The 23,750-nt window shown below is 62.9% G+C and carries 16 protein-coding genes and 2 rRNA genes (1 of these 18 cut by a window edge); 8 read left to right on the top strand and 10 right to left on the bottom strand.

The window, feature by feature from the left end; genetic code table 11:
* Positions 1-59: 59 nt before the first annotated feature.
* From amt to HGB41_RS16960, 3 genes are read right to left on the bottom strand one after another with little or no spacing between them, the layout of a single operon-like run.
* On the bottom strand, positions 60-1,460 hold the full coding sequence (gene amt, locus HGB41_RS16950; RefSeq protein WP_171086576.1) for an ammonium transporter: 1,401 nt from the start codon (positions 1,458-1,460) through the stop codon (positions 60-62).
* Between the two features lie 10 nt (positions 1,461-1,470).
* Positions 1,471-1,809 (bottom strand): P-II family nitrogen regulator, encoded by a 339-nt coding sequence (gene glnK / locus HGB41_RS16955; RefSeq protein WP_171086584.1) that lies wholly within the window; start codon positions 1,807-1,809, stop codon positions 1,471-1,473.
* A gap of 19 nt (positions 1,810-1,828) precedes the next feature.
* Positions 1,829-2,563 carry a TorF family putative porin gene (locus tag HGB41_RS16960; protein WP_171086586.1) on the bottom strand — a complete coding sequence of 245 codons (735 nt, stop codon included), beginning with the start codon at positions 2,561-2,563 and terminating at the stop codon, positions 1,829-1,831.
* Between the two features lie 263 nt (positions 2,564-2,826).
* Between HGB41_RS16960 and HGB41_RS16965 the strand changes: the two genes are divergently transcribed.
* Genes HGB41_RS16965 through HGB41_RS16975 form a run of 3 tightly spaced genes read left to right on the top strand, consistent with a single transcriptional unit; the run spans position 2,827 to position 6,036 of the window.
* On the top strand, positions 2,827-3,129 hold the full coding sequence (locus HGB41_RS16965) for an accessory factor UbiK family protein (protein WP_171086588.1): 303 nt from the start codon (positions 2,827-2,829) through the stop codon (positions 3,127-3,129).
* 33 nt (positions 3,130-3,162) lie between these two features.
* A complete protein-coding gene (locus HGB41_RS16970) occupies positions 3,163-5,625 on the top strand; it encodes an adenosylcobalamin-dependent ribonucleoside-diphosphate reductase (protein ID WP_171086590.1) in 2,463 nt (820 codons plus the stop codon).
* Positions 5,626-5,661: 36 nt separating this feature from the next.
* A complete protein-coding gene (locus tag HGB41_RS16975; protein ID WP_171086592.1) occupies positions 5,662-6,036 on the top strand; it encodes a SirB2 family protein in 375 nt (124 codons plus the stop codon).
* Positions 6,037-6,075: 39 nt separating this feature from the next.
* Here the strand turns inward: HGB41_RS16975 and HGB41_RS16980 are convergent, their stop codons facing one another.
* Positions 6,076-6,816, bottom strand: a complete 741-nt coding sequence (locus HGB41_RS16980) for a YoaK family protein (RefSeq protein WP_171086594.1) — start codon at positions 6,814-6,816, stop codon at positions 6,076-6,078.
* Between the two features lie 193 nt (positions 6,817-7,009).
* Between HGB41_RS16980 and HGB41_RS16985 the strand changes: the two genes are divergently transcribed.
* Complete coding sequence (locus HGB41_RS16985; RefSeq protein ID WP_171086595.1) at positions 7,010-8,527, top strand: YifB family Mg chelatase-like AAA ATPase; 1,518 nt, start codon at positions 7,010-7,012, stop codon at positions 8,525-8,527.
* On the opposite strand, the gene HGB41_RS16990 is transcribed toward HGB41_RS16985, so the two are convergent.
* The 4 genes from HGB41_RS16990 to HGB41_RS17005 form a co-directional block, all read right to left on the bottom strand.
* Positions 8,513-9,211, bottom strand: coding sequence for a PEP-CTERM sorting domain-containing protein (locus HGB41_RS16990; RefSeq protein WP_171086597.1), 699 nt, complete (start codon positions 9,209-9,211; stop codon positions 8,513-8,515). The two genes, HGB41_RS16985 and HGB41_RS16990, sit on opposite strands and share 15 nt — an antisense overlap.
* A 100-nt stretch (positions 9,212-9,311) precedes the next feature.
* On the bottom strand, positions 9,312-15,626 hold the full coding sequence (locus HGB41_RS16995; RefSeq protein ID WP_171086599.1) for a peroxidase family protein: 6,315 nt from the start codon (positions 15,624-15,626) through the stop codon (positions 9,312-9,314).
* A gap of 238 nt (positions 15,627-15,864) precedes the next feature.
* On the bottom strand, positions 15,865-16,428 hold the full coding sequence (locus HGB41_RS17000) for an SCO family protein (protein ID WP_229423081.1): 564 nt from the start codon (positions 16,426-16,428) through the stop codon (positions 15,865-15,867).
* Between the two features lie 46 nt (positions 16,429-16,474).
* The gene (locus HGB41_RS17005) at positions 16,475-18,178 is read right to left on the bottom strand and encodes a multicopper oxidase family protein (RefSeq protein WP_229423082.1); all 1,704 of its coding nucleotides are present in this window, start codon (positions 18,176-18,178) and stop codon (positions 16,475-16,477) included.
* A gap of 519 nt (positions 18,179-18,697) precedes the next feature.
* On the opposite strand from HGB41_RS17005, the gene HGB41_RS17010 reads away from it, so the two are divergent.
* From HGB41_RS17010 to HGB41_RS17025, 4 genes are all read left to right on the top strand, one after another.
* Entirely contained in the window at positions 18,698-19,036 is a 339-nt protein-coding gene (locus tag HGB41_RS17010) for a hypothetical protein (protein ID WP_229423083.1), read from the top strand.
* 13 nt (positions 19,037-19,049) lie between these two features.
* Positions 19,050-19,787 (top strand): ABC transporter ATP-binding protein, encoded by a 738-nt coding sequence (locus HGB41_RS17015; protein ID WP_171086605.1) that lies wholly within the window; start codon positions 19,050-19,052, stop codon positions 19,785-19,787.
* The gene (locus tag HGB41_RS17020; protein WP_171086607.1) at positions 19,784-21,331 is read left to right on the top strand and encodes a hypothetical protein; all 1,548 of its coding nucleotides are present in this window, start codon (positions 19,784-19,786) and stop codon (positions 21,329-21,331) included. Before HGB41_RS17015 ends, HGB41_RS17020 begins: the two co-directional genes overlap by 4 nt.
* Positions 21,332-21,408: 77 nt before the next feature.
* Positions 21,409-21,750: a DUF1840 domain-containing protein gene (locus HGB41_RS17025; RefSeq protein ID WP_171086609.1), complete on the top strand. Its 342-nt coding sequence runs from the start codon at positions 21,409-21,411 to the stop codon at positions 21,748-21,750.
* A 403-nt stretch (positions 21,751-22,153) separates the two neighbouring features.
* Here the strand turns inward: HGB41_RS17025 and rrf are convergent.
* Both rrf and HGB41_RS17035 read right to left on the bottom strand, forming a co-directional pair.
* A 5S ribosomal RNA gene (gene rrf, locus HGB41_RS17030) occupies positions 22,154-22,266 on the bottom strand.
* A 134-nt stretch (positions 22,267-22,400) separates the two neighbouring features.
* Positions 22,401-23,750, bottom strand: a 23S ribosomal RNA gene (locus HGB41_RS17035); it runs 1,257 nt beyond the window's last position.

A 23,750-nucleotide genomic window follows, 5' to 3' on the forward strand; every position in this document is an offset into this window, starting at 1 on the left:
ACGCTTGCCAAAACGTAAAAAAGGCGCCGCAGGCGCCTTTCGGGAAGCAAACGGGAAGATCAGGCGTGGTAGGCCGATTCCCCATGGCTGGTGATGTCAAGGCCTTCGCGCTCCTGGTCTGCCGGCACGCGCAGGCCGATCACGATGTCGACCAGTTTAAAGGCGATGAAGGCGACCACACCCGACCACACGATGGTGATGCCGATGGCTTGCGCCTGCACCCACACCTGGTTGGCGATCGAATACTCCGCCGAACCCTTGTTGGCGATGTAATCCCAGATACCCTGCCCGCCCAGCGCCGGCGAAGCGAACACGCCGGTCAGCAGCGCGCCGAGGATGCCGCCCACGCCGTGCACGCCGAATACGTCGAGCGAGTCGTCGGCGCCCAACAGGCGCTTCAGGCCGGTCACGCCCCACAGGCAGATGATGCCTGCCAGCAGGCCCATGACCAGGGCGCCCATCGGACCCACGAAACCGCAGCCCGGGGTGATCGCCACCAAGCCCGACACGGCGCCCGAGACGGCGCCCAGCATCGAAGGTTTACGCTTGAAGATCCATTCGCCGATCATCCACGACACGGCGGCCGCGGCGGTTGCCAGCAGGGTGTTGATGAAGGCCAGTGCAGCGACGTCGCCCGCTTCCAGCGCCGAACCGGCGTTGAAGCCGAACCAGCCGACCCACAGCAGCGAGCCGCCGACCATCGTCATGGTCAGCGAGTGCGGCGCCATCGATTCACGGCCCAGGCCGATACGCTTGCCGATCACATAGGCGCCGACCAGGCCGGCGACTGCCGAATTGATGTGCACCACGGTGCCGCCCGCGAAGTCGAGCGCGCCTTTTTGCCACAGGAAGCCGGCATTGCTGGTGACCGTTGCGAGCGACGCCGCATCGCTGATCGCATCCGGACCGGCCCAGAACCAGACCATGTGCGCCACCGGCAGGTAGCCGAAGGTGAACCACAGCACGACGAACAGCAGCACCGCCGAGAAGCGCACGCGCTCGGCGAAGGCGCCGACGATCAGGGCGCAGGTGATGGCGGCAAAGGTGCCCTGGAAGGCGACGAAGATGAACTCAGGAATCATCGTCTCCTTGCTGAAGGTCGCGGCCTGGGCAAAGGTGCCGGCCACCGGGTCGTAGATGCCGTTCAGGAAGACGCGGTCGAAGCCGCCGATGAAGGCATTGCCCTGGGTGAAAGCCAGCGAATAGCCGTACAGGCACCACAGCACGATGATCACCGAGAAGACCATGAAGACCTGCATCAGGATCGACAGCATGTTCTTGGCGCGTACCAGGCCGCCGTAGAACAGCGCCAGGCCGGGAATCGACATCATGATGACGAGCAGCGTGGCAGTGAACATCCACGCGGTGTCGCCCTTGTTGATGGTAGGTGCCGCAAGAGCCGGCAGCGCCAGGCTCATGGCCATGAGACCGGCCAGGACTTTTGTTATGGTGAGTTTCATGGGATTCCTCTTACAGTGCGTCGTTGCCGGTCTCGCCGGTACGGATACGGATGACCTGGTTCAGGTCGGCCACGAAAATCTTGCCGTCACCGATCTTGCCGGTGCGGGCCGCGCTCTGGATGGCGTCGATGACCTGGTCGACCACGGCGTCGTCCACGGCCGCTTCGATCTTGATTTTCGGCAGGAAGTCGACCACGTACTCGGCGCCGCGGTAGAGCTCGGTGTGGCCCTTCTGGCGCCCGAAGCCCTTCACTTCGGTCACCGTCATGCCTTGCACGTTGATCTCCGACAGCGCTTCGCGGACTTCGTCCAGCTTGAAGGGTTTGATGATGGCGGTAATCATTTTCATGGAGATGCCTCTTAATCGATCAGAAAGTTTTTGAGACGGTGAGGATGGCGCCGGACTTGCCGAGGTTCTTGCCTTCCGGGTTCAGGTAGGCATTCGTGTTGGCCTTGATCCAGGCCAGCGAGACGGTGGCCACGCCGAGGTCCTTGGTGACGCCGACCTTGTAGTCGGTGTATGAGTACTGGCTGTTGTGGCGCACTTCCTGGCGTCCGGCATGCAGGTTCAGCAAGAAGCCGTTGCCCACGTCGATATCGGCGCCCACGTCGAGGTAGCCGCTGCCCTTGCTGTTGGCGGTCCCGAACAGGTTGGTGGTCGAGCGCGAATATTTGACATAGGCCGGGCCGAAACCAAGGCGCCCGTACAGCTCGAAGGTGTTGGCGCTCGGGCTCAGGCTGTTGGACGGGTACAAGTAGTACAGGCCGCCGACGTCATAGGTGACGGATTCGCCCAGCTGGCCACGTTTGCCGCCGTAGATATCCCATTCGATGTTCCCGTCGCCGCCGAGATCCTTGGTCCATTTGATGGTGGACAGCCAGGTGCCTACATACCAGCCGGTTGGGCCGTGCACGTAGTCGGCGCCGCCTTGCAGCGCCGGGTCGAAACTGGTTTGCGACAGGCCGCGGTAACGGTAGTCGCTGGTGAGGGCGGCGTTGTAGCTGACTTGATGCTCAGGGGCTGCTTCCTGCGCGCTCGCGGTGACGCTCGATAAGGCCAGGACGGCCAGGGCCACTGCTGCTGCGGTTGTGTTGCACTTCATGACATTCCCCTTCATGTTCAACGGTCTGGGCCGTTGCGGTTTACAATCCTGTTTGCTACACGCCTGACAACTCATTAGCAGGATGCGTGCCAGCTTAAAATGGGACGCAGGTGCTTGATTTCTCATCCATCCGCCCCATTTGCGATTCGATCAACCCAGTAAAACCGCGCGGCCGTCATTTGCCGCAGTGCCACGCACCATCGCGGGCAGCGGACGCACCGTCGTGGTGCACCGGACCCCGCCTCATTTAGGAATGCACGGATATGAATACTTTCTTCAACGACTTGCAGGGCAAGATCAACCAGGCGCTGGAAAGCACGCCGGCCAAGGACATCCAGCGCAACGTCAAGGCGATGGCGACCCAGGGCTTCTCGAAGCTCGACCTAGTCACCCGAGAAGAATTCGATATCCAGACCCAGGTGCTGGCCAAGACCCGCGCCAAGCTCGAAGCGCTCGAACTGCGCGTGGTGGAGCTGGAAGCACGGCTGAGCGCGCAGGCGGCATCGTCCGCGTCGACCAGCCATCCCGAGACGCCGGCGCCGACGATCATCCTCGGCAAGGAATAAACTTCCGGCATTCATGTCCCCAGGGAGCCCAGCATGAATGCACACGACAAGCTGGCAACGCCGCAGGAAGTCTCGCTCGACGTCCTGCGCGAGAAATACGCCAAGGGCCTCGAAACCAGCATCGGCGACGTGCGCCGGCGCGTGGCGCGCGCCCTGGCGGCGCTCGAACCCGAAACCCAGCGCGCCGGGTGGGAGGCGCGCTTCCTGTGGGCCCAGGAGCAGGGCTTCGTGCCCGCCGGGCGCATCAACTCCGCCGCCGGCCTCGGCCTGCAGGCCACCCTCATCAACTGTTTCGTCCAGCCGGTGGGCGACTCGATCTCGGGCCTGGACTCCAGCGGCCTGCCCGGCATCTACACTGCGCTATCCGAAGCCGCCGAGACCATGCGCCGCGGCGGCGGCGTCGGCTATGACTTCAGCGCCATCCGCCCGATGGGCAGCAAAGTCCACGGCACCCGCTCGCGCGCCTCGGGGCCGGTCTCGTACATGGAAGTGTTCGACGCCTCGTGCCGCACGGTCGAATCGGCCGGCGCCCGGCGCGGCGCGCAGATGGGCGTGCTGCGCATCGACCATCCCGACATCGAACGCTTCATCGCCGCCAAGGATGAAGGCGGGCTCACCAACTTCAACATCTCGGTCGGCGTCACCGACGAATTCATGCGCGCGGTGGAAGCGGACGCGCCCTTCGACCTGGTGCACCGCGCCGAGCCGGGCGACGAAGACGCGGCGAGCGCACGCCGCCTCGACGATGGCCGCTGGGCCTACCGCCAGGTGCGGGCGCGCGCCCTGTGGGACCGGATCATCGCCTCGACCTGGGACCATGCCGAACCGGGCGTGCTGTTCGTCGACCGCATCAATCTTGAAAATAACCTCTGGTATGCCGAAGAGCTGCGCGCCACCAACCCCTGCGGCGAACAGCCGCTGCCCGCCTATGGCTGCTGCGACCTCGGTTCGCTGAACCTCACCAGCTTCGTGACCGGCCCGTTTAGTGAGGATGCCGGCTTCGACTTCGACCGCATGCGCGAAGTGGCCGCCGTGGCAGTGCGCATGCTCGACCTGGTACTCGACGCGACCGTCTGGCCGCTGCCGCAGCAGGCAGCGGAGTCCGGCGCCAAGCGCCGCGTCGGCCTCGGCTTCCTGGGCCTGGGCAGCGCGCTGGTCATGCTGGGGCTGCGCTACGATTCGGATGAAGGTCGTGCGCTGGCCGCCCACATCATGGAGGCGCTGCGCGATGCGGCCTATGCGGCCTCGATCGAACTGGCGCGCGAGAAGGGTCCCTTCCCGCTGTTCGATGCGGACCAGTATTTGCGCGGGCAGTTCATCTCGCGCCTGCCGGATGGGTTGCGCGAAGCGGTCCGCCTGCACGGCATCCGTAATTCCCACCTGCTGTCGATCGCGCCCACCGGCACCATCTCGCTCGCCTTCGCCGACAACGCCTCGAACGGCATCGAACCGCCCTATTCCTGGACCTACCAGCGCAAGAAGCGCATGGCGGACGGCTCGATGCGCAGCTACGAGGTCGAAGACCATGCCTGGCGCCTGTACCGCCAAATGGGCCAAGACACCTCCGCGCTACCTCCGCAGTTCGTGACCGCGCTCGAGATGCGCGCGCTCGACCACCTGCGCATGGTGCAGGCGGTCCAGCCTTTCGTCGATACGGCCATCTCGAAGACCGTCAACGTGCCGGCAGACTACCCGTTCGACGATTTCCGCGACCTGTACAGCCAGGCCTGGCATGCGGGCTTGAAGGGACTGGCGACCTATCGCCCGAACACGGTGCTGGGCAGCGTGCTGTCCGCATCCCCGGTACCGGAACCGGAGCGCGCCGTGAGGCCCGACGACGACCCGCTGCGCAAGCGCTTCGAGCGCCGGCCGCTGGGCGAGCTGGAATCGGTGACCTCGAAGATCGAATACTCCACCCAGGAAGGCCGCAAGACCGCCTACCTGACGGTGAGCTTCATCCGCGCCGACGGCAGCTGCGAGGGCAAGCCGGTGACGGTGGAGCGGCCCTTCGAATTCTTCATGCCCTCTAACCAGCGTACCGGCGGGCAGCAGTGGATCACGGCCTCGATGCGCCTGCTGTCGATGGTGGCGCGCGCCGGCGGCCCGATCGCGCGGGCGCTGGCCGACATGCGCGACGTGGTGTGGGAAAAAGGCCCGGTGCGCTGCGGCTACCTGACGCGAGAAGACGGCACCCAGGTACCGGTCTACCACGACTCGGAAGTGGCGGCGATCGCCTTCATGCTGCAGCGGGTGCTGATCCGGCGCGGCTTCCTCGACGCCTGGGGCAACCAGGTGCCGCTGGCGGAACTGGCGCGCCGCCATGCGGCGCGCGAGGACGGCGTGGCGCTGGAGGCCGAGCCGCAACCGCCGACCGTGACGGGCGCCCTGCCGACGGTCACGGGCGCCAAATGCCCGGAATGCGGCGCCCGTGCGCTACGCAAGGTCGATGGCTGCACCCGCTGCGACGAATGCCACTATGTGGGAGAGTGCGGCTGAGGCATACTGCGCAGGTTAATAACAACTACACCTGCCATGACCTATTTCGCCCTGAAGCACATCCACGTCACCTTTGCCTTGTTATCGGGCCTGCTGTTCCTGCTGCGCGGTATCTGGATGCTGTCCGGCTCGCAGCAGCTGCAACGGCGCTGGGTGAAGATCGTGCCGCACATCGTCGACACCCTGCTGCTGGCGAGCGCCATCGGTCTGGCGGTGTGGAGCAGCCAGTATCCGGGCCAGCAGTCCTGGCTCACTGCCAAGGTGCTGGCGCTGGTGGGCTATATCGTGCTGGGCACCATCGCGCTGAAACGCGGCCGTACGCAGCAGGTGCGGGCTGCCGCCTTTGCCGGCGCCCTGGCCTGCTTCGCCTATATCGTGTTGGTCGCGGTCACGAGGAGCCCGCTGCCCTGAGCCGTTTCACTCGGGGCGCGCGGCGATGCTGCACCCAACTCAACGGCGCATGTTGCCAAGTGCAGGTGCGATCGCTATGGCAGCCAGCGCAAGCGCTAGCGGTACCGTGGAGATGAAACCTGCATAACTGAAGCCGAGCGCTCCAGCAATGCCGCCACCAAGGAACGACGCAATCAGCGTCGCATGGATACGCAGCTTTTTCCAGTTGGCCCTTACCGGCACGCGGCCGTCACTTGGCCGATGCTGGTTCCAATACAGCAGCTTTCCGATTTCGATCCCCAAGTCCGTTGTCAAACCGGTCAGATGGGTCGTGCGTATTTCCGCACGTGAAATCTTGGTAATCAGTGCGTTTTGCAAACCCATGGTGAAGCATAAGGTGATCACCCCCAGTGACGCATCGACCAGTTCGCGCTTTTCGAGCACGCCCCCGAGCGCGCCGAACAGCAGGATCAAGGTCGACTCGATGAGTAGCGGCACAGCATAGGGATTGCGGACTTCGGCGCGGCGCAAATAGTTCACCATCAAGGCTGTGCTGGCCGCTCCTGCAACGAAGGCGATCCAGGAGAGGGCGGCGATGCCAGCCATCGCGAAGTGTCGAAGCACGAGTTGGTCCGCAAATGCGGAAACGATCCCGGTCATATGCGACGTGTACTGGCCGATGGCGAGAAAGCCGCCAGCATTGAGCGCACCAGCCACCAGCGTCAGGATGACGCCGATGTGCAAATCCGCCTGCCCGGTGCGCGGGTGGGCCGTCAAGCCCGATAGGTACTGAATCGGCATTCAGGTGCTCCTTCCAGCAACATCAGACACCACGCATGCATTCGCGTTCGACAGCCATGATACTCCGCTCGTTGCGCCGGGGAATAAAGCTGACGCATCGCCCGGGCAAAACGCGCACACCTGTCCGCTCTCAAGTAACGATAGCCCGGCCGCCCTAAGATGTGGCGTTCTCGCAGCATGCGAAAGGAACCCGATGAGCCTAGCTGTCCTGAGGAGCCGCGCCCTGGCAGGCATGGCCGCGCCGGTCGTCAACGTCGAAGTCCACCTCGCGAACGGCCTCCCGGCTTTCACGATCGTTGGGCTGCCCGATGCCGAAGTGCGCGAAGCGAAAGACCGCGTGCGCGCGGCCCTGCAGAATTCCGGCTTCACGATTCCACCGCGCCGGATCACCGTCAACCTGGCGCCGGCCGACCTGCCGAAGGAGTCCGGACGCTTCGACCTGCCGATTGCGCTCGGCATCCTGGCGGCATCGCAGCAGCTCCCCGCAGACCAGCTGGCACGCTACGAATTCGCAGGCGAACTGTCGCTGTCGGGCGAACTGCGGCCCGTGCGCGGCGCGCTGGCCATGACGCTTGCCATGCACCGCGACGGCGATGGCGGCGCCCGCGCCTTCGTCCTGCCGCTCTCCAACGCCGACGAAGCGGCGCTGGTCACGGATGCCGCCATCTACCCGGCCCGCACTCTGCTCGAGGTGTGCGCCCACTTCGCCCATGGCGCCGGCAAGCTGCGGCTGGCACGCCACCAGGGACAGGCGCTGCCTGCGCCTGTCGACTACCCGGACTTCGCCGAGGTCAAGGGACAGCAGTCGGCCAAGCGCGCGCTCGAGGTAGCCGCCGCCGGTACCCATTCGGTCTTGCTGATCGGTCCTCCCGGTGCGGGAAAAAGCATGCTGGCCTCGCGCTTTCCGGCACTGCTGCCGCCGATGAGCGATGACGAGGCGCTCGAATCGGCCGCGGTGCAATCGCTATCGGGCGGCTTCTCGCCGCAGCGCTGGCGGCGGCGCCCGTTCCGCAGCCCGCACCACACGGCGTCAAGCGTGGCCCTGGTCGGCGGGGGCAACCTGCCGCGACCCGGCGAAGTCTCGCTGGCCCATCACGGGGTGCTCTTCCTCGACGAATTACCCGAGTTCGACCGCCGCGTGCTGGAAGTGCTGCGCGAGCCGCTCGAGTCGGGCCAGATCACGATCTCGCGCGCGGCGCACCAGGCCGATTTCCCGGCGCGCTTCCAGCTGATCGCGGCGATGAATCCCTGCCCCTGCGGCTGGCTCGGCCACCCTTCGGGCAAATGCCGCTGCACGCCCGAGCTGGCCCAGCGTTACCAGGGCCGCATTTCCGGGCCCCTGCTCGATCGCATCGATATCCAGTTCACCGTCGCCGCGATGCCGGCCGAAAGCATCGGCGCGCAGGCCGACGGGGAAAGCAGCGCCATGGTCGCTGCGCGCGTGGCGCAGGCCCATGCGCTGCAGCTTGCTCGCCAGGGCAAACCTAACCAGCGCCTGGCGCCGGGCGACATCGACCGCTATTGCCGCCCCGACGCAGCCGGCGACCGCCTGCTGCGCGCCGCGATGCAGCAGCTGCACTGGTCGGCGCGCGCCTACCACCGCGTGCTCAAGGTGGCGCGCACCATCGCCGACCTGGCCGGCGCGAACGAAGTGGCGGCCGGGCACATCGCCGAGGCGATCCAGTACCGCCGCGCGCTACGCGATGGCTGAGCCCGGCACAGCACCAGGCGCAGCAGCAGCTGGCCGCTTGCGGCGGCGCACGGCGACCAGGCCTGCCATGCCAATACCAAGGCTGAGCAGGGTTGCCGGTTCGGGTATCCGGGCGGCGATGCGGGGCTGGCGCACATCCGTGATCCCGATCATGCTCGAAATCGACACGTTATTCAGCAGTGTGCCGTCGGTCGCATCGACCCGGAAGAAATTGTTGGCATTGGCGTTGGCTGAAAAGTTCAGCCGGTAGCTCGCCGTTTCGCCTCCGAAAGCCGACACCACGATGTCGGCATAGCGCGTTGCCGCATTGTTGGTGCCGCCGACCGTATGGAAGTTAAGGAACAGCGTCGTGAAGACGGCGTCGCGCACGCTGACATCGAGCTGCTGGAAACTGCCGTCGAGGGCGCGCACGAGCGGCGGTGCATCGTCCACGTTGGCGATCAGCCGCTCATTGCTGGTGAAGTCGATCAGGAACCGGTTCTTCAAGGGACCTGCGGTACCGGTGACGGTGGTGTCCGGTCCGGGAGTGGAACCTGGCAAGCCGAAGCGTACATTCGTCACGGTCCCGACTGCAGGTACCGTCTTCGAAAAAATGATGCCGGCCGAGGCGCCCTGGACGCTGCCCAGGCAGAGGGCGGCGGCGCATGCGAGCTGTTTCAGTTTGCCGAATTGCAGAGTGTTCATAATGCCTCACGTTGTAGATGAACTGATTGACCGACGCCGTAATGCCTGGCGCCGGTCGCTGGCTACTTCTGCTGCAAGTGCTCCATACAAGAACGGCCCTTCACCCTCCAAGAATAAAATCAGCCATCGTCACCGAACCGCCCGCCACGTTTTGCAAGGTCATCGTGCCTCCGCCGACGATCTGGATGCTCAGGTCCGACCCAAAGGTGGTCATGACCACTTTCGCGTCGAAATTGGCAGCCGTGATGCCCAGGGCGCTCAGGTCGATCAGGTCCTGGCCGCCGTCCGGGTTGGCATCGAATCCGGAAATTGTGTCTGCACCGAAAGCATACTGAGTAAATACAAAAATGTCATCACCTCCCTGGCCCATCAGGATGTCGTCGCCGGCGCCGCCATCGAGGCGGTCGTTGCCGTCCATGCCGCGCAGTGTGTCATTGCCGATCCCGCCAGACAGGAAGTTATCCAGTGCATTACCGGTCAGCACCGCAGCGGCGCCTGTCTGCACCAGGTTCTCGAGGTTGAGGCCCAGCGTGTAGCCGGGTGCCGTCGACTGGACGGTATCGATGCCCTCGCCTTCTTCTTCCTGCACGATGTCGGACGCGTGATTGACCTTGTAGGTGTCGTCGCCCTTGCCGCCGATGAGCGTGTCGGTGCCGGTGCCGCCATCGAGCACGTCGTTGCCCGCGCCGCCCGTGATCCGGTTGGCCAGGTTGTTGCCGGTGCCGATGAAATTGCCCGTCCCGGTAAAGACCAGGTTGTCGACATGGTTGCCCAGCGTGTAGGCCAGTGCGCTTGCCTTGACGGTATCCAGGCCGGCACCGGCAGCCTCGATGATCACGTCCGCGGTATTGTCGACGATATAAATATCGGCGCCGCCACTGCCGGCCATGGTGTCGGCGCCTTCCTTGCCGTCGAGCGTGTCGGCCCCGGTGGAACCGGTGAGGACGTTGGCGAGACTGTTGCCCTCGCCAAAGAAGTCAAGGTTGCCGGTATAGGTCAGGTTCTCGACGTGGTCGAACAGCGCATAGCTGGCCAGGGTGGTCTTGACCAGGTCGGTTCCCCCGCCGGCCAGTTCCACCACCGCATCGAGCGACTCGTCGACAAGGTAGGTATCGTTGCCCGCGCCGCCGGTGAGGTGGTCAATGCCGGCGCCGCCGTTGAGGATGTCGGCGCCAGCGCCGCCTGCGATCCGGTTGTTCTGTGCATTACCCGTCCCGGTGAAGGCCTGGGTGCCGGTGTAAACCAGGTTTTCCAGGTCGGCGGCCAGCACATAGTTGGCCAGCGTGGTGCGCACGGTATCGTCGCCCTCGCCCAGCAATTCGGTGATGACGTCGCCCACGCTGTCGACCACATAGGTATCGTCGCCGTTGCTGCCCGTCATGCGGTCAACACCCGTGCCGCCATCGAGCGTGTCGTCACCGATGCCGCCGAACAGAACGTCATCGCCGGTGCCGCCATTGAGACGGTCATTGCCGGCTCCGCTGCGCAACTCGTCGTTGCCATTGCCGCCGTTGAGGACGTCGTTCCCGGCCCCGGCGACGATCAGGTTGGCGCTGGCATTGCCGGTACCGGTGAAGTTGCCCTCACCGGTGTAGCGCAGGATCTCGACATTGTTTGCCAGCGTATAGGTCGCCAGGCTGGTATTGACGGTGTCGTTGCCCGCACCAAGCCCTTCGATCACGAGGTCGCCCACATCCGACACCACGTAGGTGTCGTCGCCGACGTTGCCGGTGAGCCGGTCGGCGCCGGCGCCGCCGTCGAGCGTGTCGTTGCCGGAGCCGCCAGTGAGCATGTTGGCCGCCGACGTGCCGCGCCCGGTGAAATTGCCGCTGCCAATGAACTGAAGGTTCTCGACATTGCCAAGCTCGTCGAGTGCGAAGCTGGTGAGCGTCGTATAGATGATGTCGGTTCCCCCGCCGGCCAGCTCGGTGACCACATCGCCGGTGTTGTCGACGGTGTAGGCGTCGTTGTTCGCGCCGCCGATCATCTCGTCGGCGCCCGCACCGCCATTGAGCGTATCGTTGCCGTTCAGGCCCACCAGCCGGTCGTTGTTGGCCGTGCCGCCCAGCGTATTGGCCAGGTTGTCGCCCGTGACCAGGTCGCCGATCCCCTTGGTGGGCGCCGAGGTGACGGTGCGCACCAGGCCCGCGCTGTCGGTGAATTTGGCAACGACGCGCAGGGTCATGCCGACATGCGCCTGCGTGGGAGTGAAGGTGGCCCCGGTGGCGCCGGCGATATCCGCATAGGCGCCGCCGCTGGCGCTCTGCCACTGGAAGGCAATCGCGGATTCCTGGATGCCACTGAACAGGGCGATCGTGCCCGGCAGCGCCGTCAGCACCTGGCCTTCGAGCGGGGTGCCATCGCTGATGGTCGGCTCGCCGGTCAGGTTCACCAGGTGGTCGGCAAATTGCAGCAGCTCGATGTTGCGGATCTTGTCGGTGCCGTCAGCCAGGGTGCCGCGCAGGTGGGCGACGGTCCAGGTGCCGTCGGCGTTGCGGGTCAGGTCGTAGTTGGCGTACAGGTCGGAGTAGACGGCCGTGTCGGTGTCGCTCTTGGCGGACGCATCGGTGATGATCTCCCGGATGATCCGGAGCTGGCCCGGATTGATCGTCCCGTTCAGCATGTCCGTCTTGAGCTCGTTGATACTCTCGACCGAACGGATTTCATTGTCCGGGTTTTGACGGTCACGCACGCTGACGCGCACGTTCAGCCAGGCGTCGCCATCGATCAGGTCGTCGCCGGCCTTGCCGATGAAACGGTCATTGCCGTTGCCGCCAATGAGGATGTCCGCGCCGTTGACCGGATTGAATACGACCGCTTCGCCATCGGCCACGGCAGCCACGCCGAGCAGCTGCTGGAACCCGGCGATCAGGGGCACGTGCTTTTGCAGCAGCTTGCTGTCCGACAGTGGACCGTTCAGGATGCCGCCCGGCTCGCCGGCGGTGCCGGTAGGGCGGATGGTGCCGGTGAGCACGTCGTCGTACTTCCAGCCGGACAAGGCCTCGACCGAGTCGAAGCGGTCGCGCAAGATGAACTGGTCCTGCTGGTTGAAGATGGCGATGCCAAGGTCGGAATTGGCGCCCACCGGGTCGCCCTTGTGGATGCCCCAGTCGAAGCCCAGCATGCCGTTGCTGCGCTGGATACCCGGGCCCTGGACCATGATGTCGTTGCCCGACTCGCCGTCATAGTCGGTGTCGTTGCCCTGTCCGTTGAGCACGTCGTGGCCGATGACGGCGCTGTTGAAGAACAGCTCGGAGTTCTCGCCGGACAGTCCGTCGAATCCCTCCCCGCCTTCGATCCAGTCGTCGCCTTCATTGCCCATCAGGACATCCGAGCCATTGCCGCCAAGGAGGAAGTCATTGCCCTCGCCGGCGAAAATTTCGGTAAAGTCGGGGCCAACGATGAAGAAGTCCTGCCCGGTGCCGCCGAACACGATGTCGTTGCCGGCGCCGTTGCTGATCACGTCGTTGCCGGCATCGCCGCGCAGGAAATCGGCCGCGCCCGACGGGGTGCCGTGGTCGGTGATGATGTCGTCGCCGTCACCGCCATGCACTTGGTCGGCCTCGTCACCGCCGTCCAGGCGGTCGTTGCCGCCGTCGCCCCACAGGGTGTCCATCCCCCGTCCGCCCGTCAGGGTGTCGTTGCCCTGCGTGCCGCCCAGTACGACGTGATCGGGACCATCGTACGCGTAGCTGAGCACACCGCCATCGGCATAACCGTCGCCGTTGACGTCGGCGCCCGGAGCGACGCGCGTGACCAGGGAATTGATCGCATTCAGGACGTCGTTATTGCGGGTCGGATCGCCGTTCAGGATGGAACTGCCCTGTACCGCGATGCCGGTGCGCTGGTTGGCCTGGTCCATCTCCAGGATATAGCTCGGCGTACTGAACAGCAGGGCTGGCAGGTGGGTGGTGGTGCCGGCTTCGCCCAGGTCGCTGTTGCGCATGACCATCTTGGAGAACAGGTTTTGTTCCAGCTCGTTGAGCAGGTTCTGGCCCTGGGTCCGGCTCAGGTAGTAGAAGCGGTCGCCGTTTTGCAGCTTTTCCATCTGCGCTTCGAAGACGAAGTTGAAGGTCGGCGCGAGCATGCCCCCGAATTCGAGCTTGGCCTCGGCCAGGCCGCCAATCCAGAAGTCGACGTCGTTCAGGCCGGTTTCGATGCCTTTCCAGGCGCCGGTGCCGTTCAGGAAATCGAGCCGGTCCTCGGGCGCTTTTTCCTTCTCCGAATCGCCGCTGATGTCGATGTCGTTCATGACCAGCAGCGTTGCCGCGGCACGCTTGCCGGCCAGCGTGGATTCGCTGGTAATGGTGCCGTGCTTGCCGTACGAGGCAATGAAGTTGATGATCGATGCGGGGTTCTTCAGGTGCGGGGCGAAGTCGGCCCAGCTGGTATAGGGCTTGAGCTGGGCGTCGCCGGTCATCTCGTAGAAAGCCGCGCGCGCTTCGTTGAAGCTGGGCTCGCCGGTGTCGCGTCCGCGTGCGATGTTCAGCGCGGCCAGGTCGAGCGGCAGGCCGACCAGGTTATTGCGCAGCGCCCCGGTAACGAACTCGTCGATCTCATTGCCGACCTGGCGCGACATGCCGCGAATGATGTCCGCAATCGCCGTCGCTTCGCCTTCCTTGCCGCCCTCCCGGTTGAATTCGACCGGATTGAGGAAGGCCTGGATCAGGCCGATGTCCTCATTGTTGAGGTCGCCGTCGAGCCGGGACACGGTCTCGGTCAGCATCGAATGCCCGAAGCGGTACACCACGTTTGCGAACTCTTCCATGATCGCCGGGTTGATGTCGGCCGAATGCGAGAAGATGAACGGGTCGATACTCGGCTGCACGGCACGGGCAAATTCTTCAAAGACCAGGTGCTGGTATTGCATCTCGTTCACGAAGCGGCCGGCCTGGAACAGCCGCTCGCCGTCCCACTGCAGGGAAGCGATGGCGCTCGCGCTGCTTGGGATCGCGGTGACGTCCACCGCCAGCCACTCGTTGAGCATGGCCAGGTCGCCGCTGGCGAGGATCGTTTCCTTGTACTGGTCGACCAGCCGGTTGTGCTCGGAATGAAAAACCGAGTGGATGGCCGTCAGGCCGATGTTTTCGTTGCCGCGGCCGTCGCCGGTGGCGAAGTGGCGGTCCAGCAGTTCGTTGTCGTAATAGCCGGGGGGCGCGCTGGCACTGGCGCTGCCGGGCGTTGTGTCGATGTCGGCCTGCAGCTTCAACTTCGGCGTGCCGGGATTATGGTCGTGGTCGTAGAATCCCGGTGCGGCCGAGTGCGCCACGTCGATCAGGAACTGGTGCCCCGTGCGGATGGTATTTTCCGGGATCGTCACGCCGAGCCCGCCATTGGCCGCCGGATCTCCCTCTACCAGCCCGGTGGAGGTCACGATCTGGGCAAATCCCTTGGCCCCGCGCAGGATGTTGCCATAGGGGTCAGTTGCCATCAGCGGCACATCGAATACATCGTCGTCAGTGAGCCGGATGCCGAGCTTGGCAGCGGCCTGCGCCTTGACCTCGCCCCAGTTGCCTTCGCCGAATGCACCCGACAGCAGCTTGCCGGTCGAGACCGGCTCACCGTCGATCATCGAGTACTCGCGCAGGAATACCTGGTGCGAAGGATGCGAGGTATAGGTCTGGTTCTGGTCGATGAAAGGCGTCGTTGTATTGGTATGGCCGCGGACGTCGTCAGCGGTCCCCGGCATGCCGTCGGCGCCGGGCAGCATCGTGTTCGCCGCGCGCGACAGGACCATGAAATTCGTGTGACCGCCTGGCTCGTAGAGCGGGTCTTGCGGGTCGAGCGGCATGAAGACGGTGCCGCCGCCCTTGGTAATCAGGTCCAGCCCGTGGTCGAAGAACTGGCCGAACAAGGCCATGACCCCGTTGAACGGCGGCGACAGGCCGATGTCCGGCGAAAGGTTCGGGATATACAGGGTGCCGTTGTCGTCGACCACCGTGTCCTGGCCGGGATAGGTACTGATTTCCGCCCGGTCTTCGGCAGCCTTGACGGCGGCGGGATTGCGGTCGCTCTGGTCGACGATCAGGTTGCTGATCAGGCGCGGCGTGGAGTCGAACACCACATTGCCGGGGGTGGACTGGGCATAGCTGGTGATCGGGCCGGCCTGTGTATCCTGCGGCCCGTAGAAATACTTGGGCTTGCCTTCGGCGGACATGAATTCCGCAGGCACCAGGCGCGGCATGATTTCATCGGCCGCGCCCGAACGCTCCATCCCCGGGAGCAGGTTGTTCCACGAGCCATCCACCGTACGCAGGCCCCAGGGGAGCAGCGGACTCCCCACCAGGCCTGGCAGGTTCTGCATCGCCCCAGTGACTGGATTGACGCTCGCTTCCGCCAGCTTGATTTGCTTCAGGATGAAGTTCAGGTCGTCCAGCGTGACATTGAAGCCGTACTGCGGATGTGAGCTCGTCATTTTTCGCACTCCCCTTATGGTTGTCGTCGCGCCGCCTCTCCCGGGCTGCGTGGCATTGTTCTTTGGTCAGACAAACGGTGTTTCTTTCGCAAACGCGCATCTCCTCTACACAAAAAGTCGAATACAACAGACGTAAGGGGGCCGTGACCGGACGGACCGGATGGCGGATAACCTTACTGGGGTTAAATCGTTTACGCGCCGGGCGAGGCGCGGTGCCAGGACAGGAACATGGGATCCATCACATCAGGTTATCGATGGCCTTGACGACCTGGGTCGCCACAGTCCTGTTTGGCATCATCAGCCAGCGGTCGCGATCGACATTCCCAAGGCGCAGGGCGCCCGTATGATTGGCAATGTCGGCGTCAGCTACCGGGTCTGCATCGTAGAAGCCGAGCCTTCGGCGGATTACATCCATCTCTTGCGGATCCCCCGTGAGGAAGGACCAGCCGGGGGCGGTATCGAACTGCCTGGCATAGGCGGCCAGCGCCTCAGGGGAGTCGATATCGGGCCGCAGGGTCAGTGAATACAGGTGGACATCCTGGCCGCTACGCTTGCCGAGCTGCGCCTGCACTTCACGCAAGCGGGCAATGTTGGTCGGGCAGATGCGGGTACAGACCGTGTACATCATGTTGATGACCACGACCTTCCCTTTCAGCAGGTCGGTATAGAAGCGCACGCTCTTCCCGCTGTGGTCCTGGAGGACCGAGTCGGGAAAATAAGGATGTGCCTGCTGCTTGCGCACGACTGCCGCCTGCAGGCGCTCGGTGGCGCCAAGCGCGGCTCCGCCGAGGACCGATAACATCAATCGCCTCTCCATTGCTTTCTCCTGGTTTGGTGTATCGCGCCGATTATTCTTCGACGTCGAAACGCAGCATCATCGCGTGGTCTTCATGGATCGTGTTATGGCAGTGCATCATGTACTTGCCGACAAAATCTCGGAACTGTATGAACACCTTGACGGTCTCACCGGGCTTGAGGACGATGACATCCTTGCGGCCGGCCTCGTGCGGCGGCGGCGGCTTCCCGCTGCGCGACAGGATGCGGGCCTCCTCCATATGAATATGGATCGGGTGGTGCCAGCTGCCCTTCCCTTCGAGGGTCCAGATCTCCGCAGCGCCGCGCTTGACCTTGAAGACGGGCTTTTCCACATCGAAGGTCTTGCCGTTGATTTCCCATACCCCGTTGAACCGCTCGAATTCGAAGTGCCGTTTCTGACGTACCGATTTGAGGTCCATGGGCGGCAGTTCGCGCAGGAGCGGCGGCACCCGGCTGTTGTCAGCTTCATCGCGGTCGACGTTGAAGCGCATGATGGGACTACCAGTGGCGCTGAGCAGGGTCTCCGGTCCGCGGCCTTTGTCCTGGCGAATGCGGTCGATAAGGAACAGTTCGTCGCCGATAGCGATCGGCGCCGCCGAGAAATCGACCACGATATCGATCCGCTCGGCCGGCGCAAGGCCGAACGAGGTCATGGGAACTGCGGCCGGCAGCAGGTTGCCATCGTTGGCAATTACCTGGAACGGCAGGTCGATTCCCTTATGCCGGATGGATAGGTGATAAAAACGCGCAACGCTGCCGTTGAGCACCCGGAATCGGTATTTCCGCCTTGCCACTTCGAAGAATGGAGCGATCTTTCCATTCAAGGCAATCTTATTTCCCAAGAAACCATCGGTATCGAACTGGTTGAATATCCGCGTGCCGCTCGCATCGAACATCTGGTCCTGGATAATGAGCGGGATGTCATATACGCCGACGCCGCTGGGCAAACGCAATGCCGTGTCCGAGGGATCGTCCTCGTCCCCGGAATCGATGTGGTCGAATATCAGATAAAAGCCTGCCAGGCCTTTATAAACGTTAGCGGCGGTAAAATGCTCTCGGTGGTCGTGATACCACAAGGTGCCTAATCCCTCACGCGAGTCGCCATCCGTATCCGGCCATTTATCGTATCCGGCATAACAGTTGGTATACAGGCAGTCGTAATATTTCCCAGGCCGCGACAGTGTTGGTCCAGCCTTGGTGGGACTGAAGTAGTTGCCGGCAAAACCGTCGCTTTCAGATGCGGCGTGGCCGTTATGGAGGTGGGTCGATATCTCGGGTGAACCGAAGCTGCTGGCGTCGGGTTCCAGCAGATTCACATAACGCACAATAATCGGCTCTCCCTCACGGGCGACGATGGTCGGTCCGGGGAGTATACCGTCGTAGCCCCAGATTTTCTGCGGGCGCAAGTGCGGATGGAACGAGTGCCACGCCTCTTTGACCTCCATGATGTAGGTCTTCTGGGGAGGCCAGTGGTCCCAGCCCTGGTGGGGGTCGCGTCCTGCTTCATCCGGATGCGGATACTCCTGCGGCAAGGGGTCGACCACGACTGCCTCCAGCTTCGGGCCATAGACGGGCAGCGGCTCGAGATAAGGCTTGGTTGCCGGTGGTTTAATATCCTTTCCACTCGCTTCGATGGCGTGGGATGCGAGATAACCGGAAATGCCTGCTACAGCACCTAATTTGAAGAACTCACGTTTTTTTGGCGCGAGCAAAACCCTGTCTGATGACTTGTTCATTGACGCCCCCGTTTTGGCAACCTAATTTTTTTATTATTTATTTATAAATACACTGTTTCAAAAAATAAATTATTTCCGGTTAGTATTTTATAGAATTATTTGTAAAGGCATGTAAATATAATACGCCTGCGGTTCTAACTTTTGTAACTAATTGTTTGTGGGCTGTTGTTTGGGATTCACATGGCTTATTCAAAATCGGGAAAAATCTACCATTCCTCTTCCTAAAGGGATAACAAGTGGCTTCTGGCTTCGAGAGAATGTTTAAGACCCTTATGTGTATCGCTATCCATGGAGTAACTAATCGTCGTGCATGGGCGCCGCGGCTGCTATCATCCCGGAATGCGAATATCTACTATCTTGTGTCCGTTGCTGGTTGTCGTGTGCGCAGTGCTTGCGGCATGCCATCCACCATATAACTGGCGCGACCATACCAGCAGCGACGGTACATTCCGGGTGCAGTTCCCATCAAAGCCTGCAATCCATACCCGTAGCATCGACCTGGGCGGGATACGGGTCGACATGACCATGACTGCCGCCGACGTCAACGGCACTACCTTCGCGGTCGGCACCGCCCTGGCACCCGACGCGGCACTGGCGCAGGCGACGCTGCCGGCGATGCGCCAGGCACTGCTGCGCAATATCGGCGCGGTCGAGAGCGCGGCCGGCACTGCGGCCGCGAAACCCGGTGCGGCGCTGGACGTCGACGCGACCGGCAAGGGGAATGGCGCACCGGTGCGGCTGGTGGGACGGTTCACGGCAAAAGGAGCGCGGGTCTACCAGGTGATCGTGATGGGCAGGCCGGACGCCATGCCAGCCGAGCAAACCGAGCAGTTCCTCACCTCGTTCGCGCCACAGTGACGGAGGACGGCATATGAAAGACGATCTCGCCCCTGCCCTGCGCATCGCCGGATTGCACAAGTCCTACGGCCGTCCCGCAGTCGACGGCTTGGACCTGACGGTCAGGCGTGGCGAACTGTATGCCCTGCTCGGCCCCAACGGCGCCGGCAAGACGACCACGCTGCGCATGGTGGCCGGGCTGGTGGCGCCGGATGCCGGCAGCATCGAGGTACTTGGCATCGACCTGGCCTCGACGCCGCAGGAAGCCAAGCGCCGCCTGGCCTACCTGCCCGACGACCCCATGTTGTATGGGAAGCTCAAGCCGACCGAATACCTGGAATTCGTCGCCGGCTTGTGGGGCGTGGACGCCGCCGCTGCCGAAACGCGGGCACGCGCCCTGCTCGACTGGCTGGACCTGGACCAGCATGCACACGAACTGGCCGAGGGCTTCTCGCGTGGCATGAAGCAGAAGCTGGCGCTGGCCGGGGCGCTGATCCATGAGCCCGAACTGCTGATCCTGGACGAGCCACTCACCGGCCTGGATGCCGGCGCCGCGCGCCAGGTGAAAGACCTGCTGCTGTCGCACGTCGCGAAAGGCGGCACGGTGATCCTGACCACCCATATCCTGGAAGTGGCGGAACGCCTGGCCCAGCGCATCGGCATCATCCAGCAGGGCCGCCTGATCGCCGAAGGCACGCTCGACGAACTGCGCGAGCGCACCAGCGGCGCGAGTTTGGAGGACGTGTTCCTGCAGCTGACCGCGCAGCCATGATGGGCGCACCCGGCAGCATCGCCTGGCTGGCCCGGCACGAGATCCGGCTGTTCTGGTACAACGCGGCCTCCGGCAAGCCGAAAGCGGCGCCGCGCCGGCCCGGAACGGGCGGGCTGGCCGCCCTCGGGCTGGCATGGCTGGTGCTGCACGTCGCGGCCTTCTTCGTCGTGTCGCGCACCGCAGGCATCGATGCGGCCGATCCGCGCGTGCTGGTCGCGGTCACCGCGCTGCTGTTCGGCTGCATGACCTTCATGCTCTCCAGCGCCCTGAAGTCCAGCGTGCTGGTGCTGTTCGAGCGCGGCGATCTCGACCTGCTGCTATCCTCGCCCCTGCCCTCGCGCAGCATCTTCACGGTCCGCCTCGCGACGGTGGCTGCCGGCACGGCCGCCCTTTACCTGTTCTTCCTCGCGCCCTTCGCGCACATGAGCGCGGTGCTCGGCCACACCCGCTGGCTGGCGGTGTACCCGGTCATCCTGGCTAGCGCCACCATCATCGCCTGCGCCGCCATGCTGCTGACGCTTGGCCTGGTGCGGGTGCTCGGAGCACGGCGCACGCGCGTGGTCGCGCAGGTGATCGGCGCGCTGGCCGGCGCGCTGTTGTTCATCCTGTCGCAGGTGTTCTCGCATTATTCGCAGACGATGGAAACCGAGGCCGCCGCCGCCTTCGCGCAGGCTTTCTCGGCGGGCGGCCTGCTCGGCGCGGCGAGTCCGCTCTGGCTGCCGGGGCGCGCGCTGCTGGGGGACCCGCTGCCGGTACTAGGCACGGTGCTGGTGGCGATTGCGGCCTTCATGTTCACTGCCGGGCGCACGCATCGCTTTTTCGTGCATGGGCTCCAGCAAGCCGCATCGTCCAGCCGCGCCACGCGCGCGCCGGAGGGCGGTGTGCGCTACCGCTTCGGCCGCAGCCTGTTCGACACCGTCGTGCGCAAGGAATGGCGGCTGATCGTCCGCGATCCGCACCTGATCTCGCAGGTGGCGCTGCAGCTGATCTACCTGCTGCCGCTGTGCTTGATTGTCTTCCGGCGCAGTGAGATCCAGTTGCCTGCGCTCGCCGCAGGCCTGACGCTGCTGTGCAGCTCACTGACTGCCTCGCTGGCCTGGATTACCGTGTCGGCGGAGGACGCGCCCGACCTGCTGCGCTCGGCCCCGGCCGCGGCGCGTACCGTCCGCCTGGCCAAGCTGGCAGCGGCCGTTATGCCGTCGCTGGCGATTATCTCGATTCCGCTATTGTGGCTCGTGATGCGCGCCCCTGTGGCCGGCTTGCTGGCAAGTTTCACCGTTTGCGGCGGGGTATGCGCTGCCGCCGTCATCGTTCACTGGTGCGGACGGCCTGCCTCGCGCGGCGATTTCACGACGCGCGGCAAGGGCGACTTCCTCCGGTCGATGCTCGAGGTGCTCAACGGCCTGGCCTGGGGCGGGTTAGCGTGGAGCCTGGTATCGGTGGCGACCGGTGAGCCGTCCAGTACGGTGCTCATCGGCGCAGCCGTCGCGTTTGCAAGTACGCTGCTGACCCTTGCCGTGGCCTGGTTTTCGCGACGGGCATAGCGCTGAGAACGTGCGCAGGATGACCGCGTTACCAAGTCGTGTTATCGTTTAGTCATTAACAGACGATTGGAACAGCTATGTTGCTTACATTCAAATGCAAGTCCTATCCTGAGGTCTTGATGTACCAGGAGCATGCCAAGCGCATCCTCGACCTGCTGCACAAGGATCTGGAACGCGGCGTCATCACCGCGGCCGAGGCGCCGCGCGCAGTCGCGCTGCTCGAAGGCGAAATCGAAGAAAGCCGCAAGCACCAGGTGTCGGAACAGGTCGAGCGCGATGTCCATGCCCACCATGGCGAAACCGAAGACAACGACCATGAACCGATCGAGCTCGTGACCTTCTCGACGCGCGCCTACCCGCTGCTGGAAATGCTGCGTTCGGCCCGCGACGAGCAGACCGACGTGCTGTGGGGCGTGTAACTGGCCCAGTCAGGCTTTATGAGGGCGGCACCGGTAAGGTGACGTCTCGACGTGAATAAAACTGCGGAGCCTTGGCTCCGCTTTTTTCATGGCCAGCGACGGGGTCGCAATCAAGGCCTGCTCGATGCGATGCCTGTCCGCGTCATTGACGATGTAAACGCAAAAAAACCCACCAGAAGTGAAGATGCGCAGTGCGCATCTGAACGGGTGGGGTAGGCGTATGGAGGCAAAAAAGCCCACTCAGGTGAGGATCCACGGTGTGGATCCGAGCGAGTGGGCTCTGCTTTGCACAAAGCAAAAACCCCACCGCCGGATCCGCGTTGCGGATTCTTGCCCTGGTGGGGTTTTGATCAAGACGAAAAAAAGCCCGCTAGTTCACTAGCGGGCTTTTTCTTTATAACTAGCCTGACGATAACCTACTTTCACACTGGTTGCAGCACTATCATCGGCGCAAAGTCGTTTCACGGTCCTGTTCGGGATGGGAAGGGGTGGGACCGACTTGCTATGGTCATCAGGCTTTGACTTGTACGAGTTTTTTGCCATTCGGCAAAGAACTCTGAATCTGGAAGAAGTAGTTTTTTGTGTTTTGGGTAGCGAGTATCAACAAACGTGCGCTGTATTCTCGACTTTCCTATACCTACCAAGGTTATAGGGACAAGCCGTACGGGCAATTAGTACTGGTTAGCTTAATGCATTACTGCACTTCCACACCCAGCCTATCAACGTCCTGGTCTCGAACGACCCTTCAAGGAGCTCAAGGCTCCGGGAAATCTCATCTCAAGGCAAGTTTCCCGCTTAGATGCTTTCAGCGGTTATCTCTTCCGAACTTAGCTACCCGGCAATGCCACTGGCGTGACAACCGGTACACCAGAGGTTCGTCCACTCCGGTCCTCTCGTACTAGGAGCAGCCCCCTTCAAATTTCCAACGCCCACGGCAGATAGGGACCAAACTGTCTCACGACGTTTTAAACCCAGCTCACGTACCACTTTAAATGGCGAACAGCCATACCCTTGGGACCGGCTACAGCCCCAGGATGTGATGAGCCGACATCGAGGTGCCAAACTCCCCCGTCGATATGAACTCTTGGGAGGAATCAGCCTGTTATCCCCAGAGTACCTTTTATCCGTTGAGCGATGGCCCTTCCATACAGAACCACCGGATCACTATGTCCTACTTTCGTACCTGCTCGACTTGTCGGTCTCGCAGTTAAGCACGCTTATGCCATTGCACTATCATCACGATGTCCGACCGTAATTAGCGTACCTTCGAACTCCTCCGTTACGCTTTAGGAGGAGACCGCCCCAGTCAAACTGCCTACCATGCACTGTCCCCGATCCGGATAACGGACCAAGGTTAGAACCTCAAACAAACCAGGGTGGTATTTCAAGGATGGCTCCACGAGAACTGGCGTCCCCGCTTCAAAGCCTCCCACCTATCCTACACAGATTGGTTCAAAGTCCAATGCAAAGCTACAGTAAAGGTTCATGGGGTCTTTCCGTCTAGCCGCGGGTAGATTGCATCATCACAAACATTTCAACTTCGCTGAGTCTCGGGAGGAGACAGTGTGGCCATCGTTACGCCATTCGTGCAGGTCGGAACTTACCCGACAAGGAATTTCGCTACCTTAGGACCGTTATAGTTACGGCCGCCGTTTACTGGGACTTCAATCAAGAGCTTGCACCCCATCATTTAATCTTCCAGCACCGGGCAGGCGTCACACCCTATACGTCCACTTTCGTGTTTGCAGAGTGCTGTGTTTTTATTAAACAGTCGCAGCCACCAGTTTATTGCAACCCGTTCATCCTTCCACAGTAAAGTGGTCAAACTACAAGGGCGTACCTTTTCCCGAAGTTACGGTACCAATTTGCCGAGTTCCTTCTCCCGAGTTCTCTCAAGCGCCTTAGAATACTCATCTCGCCCACCTGTGTCGGTTTGCGGTACGGTCTCGTATGACTGAAGCTTAGAGGCTTTTCTTGGAACCACTTCCGATTGCTTCAAG

It is taken from the genome of Telluria aromaticivorans (assembly GCF_013003915.1).
Classification (GTDB): Bacteria; Pseudomonadota; Gammaproteobacteria; order Burkholderiales; family Burkholderiaceae_D; genus Telluria; species Telluria aromaticivorans.